At 64.2% G+C, this 6,234-nt stretch carries 2 protein-coding genes and 2 pseudogenes; 3 read left to right on the forward strand and 1 reads right to left on the reverse strand.

The genetic code is table 11. From position 1 onward, the window contains the following. Positions 1–405: 405 nt before the first annotated feature. On the forward strand, positions 406–4,752 hold the full coding sequence (locus ACZ4SA_RS36505; protein WP_468283039.1) for a golvesin C-terminal-like domain-containing protein: 4,347 nt from the start codon (positions 406–408) through the stop codon (positions 4,750–4,752). 52 nt (positions 4,753–4,804) lie between these two features. On the opposite strand, the gene ACZ4SA_RS36510 is transcribed toward ACZ4SA_RS36505, so the two are convergent. Beyond that, complete coding sequence (locus ACZ4SA_RS36510; protein WP_468283036.1) at positions 4,805–5,389, reverse strand: DUF6461 domain-containing protein; 585 nt, start codon at positions 5,387–5,389, stop codon at positions 4,805–4,807. Between the two features lie 335 nt (positions 5,390–5,724). Between ACZ4SA_RS36510 and ACZ4SA_RS36515 the strand changes: the two are divergent. Next, positions 5,725–6,008, forward strand: a pseudogene (locus ACZ4SA_RS36515) (hypothetical protein); the annotation flags it as partial. Between the two features lie 23 nt (positions 6,009–6,031). Continuing rightward, a pseudogene (locus tag ACZ4SA_RS36520) lies at positions 6,032–6,181 on the forward strand (transposase); the annotation flags it as partial. Positions 6,182–6,234: the final 53 nt, after the last annotated feature.

Here is a 6,234-nt window from a genome sequence, read left to right on the forward strand (position 1 = left end):
CGCGCGACGGCGCAACTCAAGCGGGTAACGGGAGGGTCGTGCCATGACTCAATCCTTTCACGGAATCGAGTCTCTACCTGACACGGGGCGGTTCATTCTGCGTGTTTGCTGGAAGAGGTGTTGCCGGGCTGCAGCCGGAGGAACGCAACCTTACTGGGCACACGGCCTCGCTCATGAAGCCGTCAGCGCGACATCCGCGACGAACCGCGCATCGCGCTGGACGGCCGACAGCGGCAGTTCCCTGGGCGCCGACGCGACCCTGTTCACCGAGATCAGACTCCAGGGCGCCACAGTCTCCGCCGAGAAGATCCGGCGGTAGAGATCCGTGCGGTCAGCAACCAGACCTGAGCGGATCGTTCATTCAACCTGAGGAAGAGTGTGAAGATACTGATAAGACAGCTGCGGATGCCGGTTGTTGTCGCCATGGCGACAGCACTGGCGATACCCCTGGCCATGCCCGCGCAAGCATCCGAACCGCAGCCCCCGAAACACGCTGCCCAGTACCAGGCCCAGAAGACCGTGGACGTCGACAAGCCGGAAGCCGTCGCCTCCAAGGACCGGGCTGACCTGCTGGGCTCCCACTACAAGCAGTCCGTTGACATCGCATTCACTACCTCCGGTGACGGCACCGGCTTCCATCTCCTCGTCGCCGACGAGAACAACGGCTACGCCTGGAAGACCGCAGCAACCCTGTCAGAGCCCGGCTTCGACACCGACACCTGGATCGGCCAGGCGTGCCTGACCGCCTCCGGTGAACGGGCCGCCGTGGCGTACGCGCCGCGTACGTTCACCAACAAGCCCGAGCTGATGGCCCGGGGCGCGTTCGCTGCGGTGGTGGACCTGACGACCGGCAAGGTCACCAAGTTTCCCTTCCAAGCGTCGCTGGCCTACTTCAACCCCGGCTGCGGCTCGGGTGAGCAGGCCGTGTTCACCCAGCTCTCCTACGAGGGCGACGACAAGCAGCAGACCCGCCTGGTCACCGTCGACGCCGCCACAGGCAGGGCCAGTGCTCCGCTCGCCTACCCCGGACAGGTAACCTCCGCCGTCCCGATGAAGGACGGCATCGTCGCCGCTCACGGCAACCGGGTCGTCAAGGCCGGGGCGAAAGGCAAGCTGACCGAGATCACCCGCACCCGGCAGGTGCCGTTCCAGTTCACCGTCGACAGTGACGGCGGTCTGACGTTCATCGACCGCACCGAGTCGAAGAACAGCAAGAAGAAGTCCACCAGCTTCGCGCAGCACCTCGTGGCCGGTCAGTTCCGCGCCAAGGGCGCGAAGCCCACCACAGTTGCCTCCGGTGCGCTGACCGACTGGGACCTGGCCTCCACCGGCCAGGGCACTGTGTTCGTCACCGGCAAGGCCGCCACCAAGGGCAAGCTGCCCAGGACGGTGAAGAACCCTGGTGGCGTCGCCAAGGGCGCGCTCATCTCCAGCCACGGTCGCGCGGCCGTCACTACCGCCTGGGCGGACGGCAAGGACACCCGTATCCGACCGGAGGAGGCGCTGACCGAGCGGACCGTGCGCACCACGCTCCAGCTCCTGGGCATCAAGAAGACGGTCACGCTCGACGCCCGCCCGGGGAAGAACCGGGTCGGCGGGAAAAGGGCCGAGGTCCAGGGCAAGGCGGTCTCTCCGGCCCTTCCCAAACCCAAGAAGACTGCGAAGCCCGCGAAGGCTGCTGGCGCCGACAGCGGCGGCGGCATGTCGGCGCAGACGATGCAGACCCGCCTCATCACCGGCCCCCCGGACGTCCCGACCGAGGACGAGTCCGAGCGGACCTGCTCCGTCCTTCGCAACGACGTGCGGAAGCAGGCGTTCCAGCCCACCCCGCGTCAGGTCGAGTGGGCCGTGGACCAGGCCGTCGTCGGCAAGCTCGACTTCTACCGCGAGCCGAACTGGAAGAACACCGGGACCGGCGGCTACCAGCCGCAGGGCCTCTTCCCGCCGATTCTCCTCAAGGGCGACCCCAACGGGGCTCTGGATACCGAGGACGGCACCAACGACCGCTGGCACATCCCCTCCCAGATCCTCCTCGGCGTCACCGCCCAGGAATCCAACATGTGGCAGGCCACCCGCTTCGCCGTGCCGGGTGTGACCGCGAACAGTCTGATCGGCAACTACTACGGCGTCGACTACGCCCCCGACGGGGAGCAGCTCGACCCGTGGAAGATCAACTGGGAAGACTCCGACTGCGGTTACGGCATCACCCAGGTCACCGACGGCATGCGTCTGCCGGGCCACAACCAGTCCACGCTGAGCCCACTGGCTCAGGAGGCTGTGGCGCTGGACTACACCGCGAACATCGCGGCCGGTGCGCAGATCCTGTCGAAGAAGTGGAACGAGACCTACCAGGCCGGAATGACCGTGAACAACGGTCACCCGAAGTGGATCGAGAACTGGTTCTTCGCCCTGTGGGCCTACAACTCCGGCTTCTACCCGACAGCCGACTCCGCCGGCCACTCGGGCGTGGGATGGACCAACAACCCCGCCAACCCGCTGTGGAAGGCGAACCGGGTCCCGTTCCTGCAACACGCCCTGGACGCTTCGAGGGACGACTACAGCCACGCGGCGCAGCCGCAGCATTGGCCGTACCAGGAGAAGGTGATCGGCTGGGCCGCTCGCCCGATCTCGGCCATGTTCGCCCCCGGCGACATGCAGGCCGGATACCGGCCGGCGTGGTGGAACAGCGTCATATACCGGGCTACCGCGAAGCCGCCAGTCGACCTGTTCTGCGACTCCTCCAACTCCTGCGACCCGGGCAAGATCGCCGACAACGACTCCAACGACCCCGGCCAGGGCGCCTGCACCCTGGATGCAGGAAACAAGGACACCAACCCGCACTGGCTGCACTGCTGGTGGAACAAAGCGGTGGAGTGGAAGAGCTGCGACGAGGGTGCCGAGTGCGGCTACCAGGTCCACCGCTTCAATACCTCCTATCCGGAGCAGCCGGACGCGAACTCCTACCCGCCCCGCTGCTCCAGCGGCCTCCCCGCGAACGCGCTGATCATCGATGATGTTCCGAACGGGGTGACCCCGGCCGGATCGAACGCGAGAAGCTGCGGGCCGGTGAAGTCGGACGGCACGTTCAAGTTCCACTTCGTGGAGTGGAACGGCACCTATCCGGGGAAGATGGACACCCACCAGATCGGTGCCGCCTACCAGAACCACTTCTGGTTCACCCACACCCGCCAGCCCGAGTCATACCCGAGCAACGCGAACCGGATGAAGGTCACCGGCACGTGGAAGCTCGGGCAGAAGATCAGTAAGTACAGCGGGCAAGCCAAGGTCTACGCGCACATCCCGGATCATGGCGCGCAGACCAGTGAGGCCATCTACGAGATCAAGCACGCCAACGGCACGGCGAAGCGGACGATTTCGCAGACCGACAACGAGTCCAACAAGTGGGTGGATCTCGGGGCATACGTCTTCGCAGGCATGTATCCGGAGGTGAGCCTGTCGAACTTCAATAGCGGCGGCTCCGGGGACAAGGACATCGCCTGGGACGCGATCGCATTCGTGCCCGGCGACTATACGGAAATTCCCGACATCTCCTTCCCGGATCCAGACCCCAACGCACCCGATGTCGACTATGCCGACCAGGCCATGCTTCCCATCCCCACCCCGCCGATGAACTTTGCAACTCCGGGTGCATTGGTAGCCAGGGAGCAGAAGGCGCGAGGCGCTGCACCACTGCAGGCCGCGGCTGGTGAACCATCTTGGGGCAGCTGCCCTATCACAGGAACCGCGTACAACCGCTACACGGCGTGCCTCAAGAGCTCCACTCCGTTGACGTTCGTGGTCATCAAGAACAACACGAGGATGGAGGCCAAGTTTAACGTCGACCAGCAGATCCAGCTGTACAAGACCGAATCGAGCATCGACGAACGCATCACCCTCACCCCCATCAAGATCGACGCTGCGCTTAAGTCGCTGCGCCTCGAGTGGCGGACTGACTGCTCAGGTCCCTGCAGCTCCGGCACTACGCAGTGGTTCGGAACTCCAACATGGATTCCGGGGGACACCCACTCGGTCACGGCCGGCCGAGGGCACTGGTGGACCGGCACAAGCGGAGTCGGGCGCATCTCCCTCGCCTCCATCCTTACGGGTATTTCACCCGAAGGCGGCGCCACCACGACCTGGTCCGACGAGAGTCTCGACATCCGCTGTGATGTGATTATGGGTAAGGAGGAAGTGCCCGAGACCAAGCCGGGGTGCGTCTTCCCGAGCTACACACCGACTCTGGAGATCAACACCAAGAAGTACCCTGCAGCAGCGGCCCTGTACTGGGTGCTCATGGAGAAGCTGGAAAGTCATCCGGGGAAGGCGCCAAACCATCCCTTGACCCGGCAAGCTGATCAGTCCATTGCTGACGGCAATCGAGCGAAGATGTGCCCTTCCTCTTGGGTGGGCCACCCAACGAACACGCCGGATCCGCCATCGTGCGACGAGTACCCGTTCGCCAAGTCTCGGCAGAGCGGGGGGCAAACCGTCACAGGTGACAAGTGCGCCCAGTTCTACGCTGCGAAGGAGAGCGGTCGCTGGAAGTTGAAGTATGACGTCACCGCTGGCGGTCTGCCTACGTGGAAGGAGCCGTGTGGACGCGGCTCCATTCCACTTAGCCAGAACACGGGCGCTGGCGGTCAGCTCGGCCGGTTCACCACTGCGATGAGACTGCACGACGCAGACAGCTACTTCGTTGGAACCCCTGGGTTCGAGAACTGCAACCAAACCATGTGTGAGCTTCCTGGCTGACGCAGAAATGGTGAACGCGGGGGCGAGCACAAGCCCGCCCCCGCTATCGCGATCAGACGCCTTCTTCTACCCTGCCAGCCAACAACTCGCCATGAATTGCTTCGCGAATTGGCAAGTTGAGGCGGAACTCCGTCTCGGCCATGTCGAGCATGGCAGCTACCGGTCCCTGCGCAGGAGGAGGGGCGTCGGGGACGATACCCACGAGCTCCATCTGCCGCAGGAAGCGGTCAGGGTCGGATCCGTGCCTCCCCCCCGGCGTCCCCGGGTCGAAGCTGCAGACGATCTCCCCATTCTTGCAGTAGGCGAACCAGGGTAGGGATGCAGTGCTGGCAAGCACTACCGCGTCGGTCTTTTCCGAGACATCGCTCATGATCTCACCTTCCTCCCCAAGGATGTGAGCATCCCAACTCTGCAACGCATACGCCCATCCATCGCAGAATCCGGAACGGAGAACGCGCACGTCCTCATCCATGTCGATTTCCTCAGCTTCTTCACGCGAAAGCTGCTCGAGACTTTCTTCGGAGCATCGCATCCGAAGTAGCAATTCCCTCGGATCCAAACCCCGAACGAAGGTCGCTGAGAAGCCCTGCGGAAAGTATTCAGGCAGCCATCCGATACCGGCTGATGCGCTTGTCATTATCTCACCTGCTCTGTTGATCAAGGGGCACGACCATGCTCATTCAAGCACCGTGAGGCTTCCAGCGTCGCTGAGCTGAGAAGCCGCCTTCCGCCTACCGCTCGGCGAGCCTGCTACTCCGGCCGTAGATCGTTACGGTCGTAGCCGGGTCGCATTGTCGGCGTCCGTCCTATCCGTGTGCGACAGTCCTGCCCAGCGCCAGGCCCCGCTACTGAGTTTGTAGCTGTGGTCACTTCTGGGGGCAGGGGTACCGTCCGGTCTCCAACCCGCCGTACCAGCGGCTACGTTTCAGAGAGCGATGCTCATGACCAGCCAGCAAGCAAGCAACGACGACCCTGTGGCGCCCCACGGGCCCCAAAAAGCTGGATCTGGTTCGGGAGCTGAACTGCCGTGCGTGGCCGCCCCGGCTGCCCGAGCAGCCGATCTTCTACCCGGTCCTCAACGAGGCTACGCGATCAGGATCGCGCGGGACTGGAACGTGAAGCACAATGGCGCCGGCTTCGTCACCCGTTTTGAGGTCGAGTCGGAGTTCTAGAGCCGGTATCCCATCCAGCAGGCGGGCGGGCAGACGATCCTCGAGCTCTGGGTTCCGGCCGAGGAGCTTGACGACTTCAACGCCCTCAAGGGCGTCAGCTCCCGGGCTCCCAGCGGCTCCGGCAGGAGTACGACAGCCATGTCCGCCGGTATCTGCGGGGCGGACACTTCTGGTCCGGTTCCTACTTCGCCGGCTCGTGCGGCGGGGCACCCCTGGATGGTGTCCCGCCGAGTGGTGTAGCAGCGATCTTCGTATAGCCCCTGGCCATGAGGCGGCCATCGCGCAACTCTCCGAGTAGCGAAGCTCGTTG

This window comes from Streptomyces sp. NPDC027962, assembly GCF_055566095.1.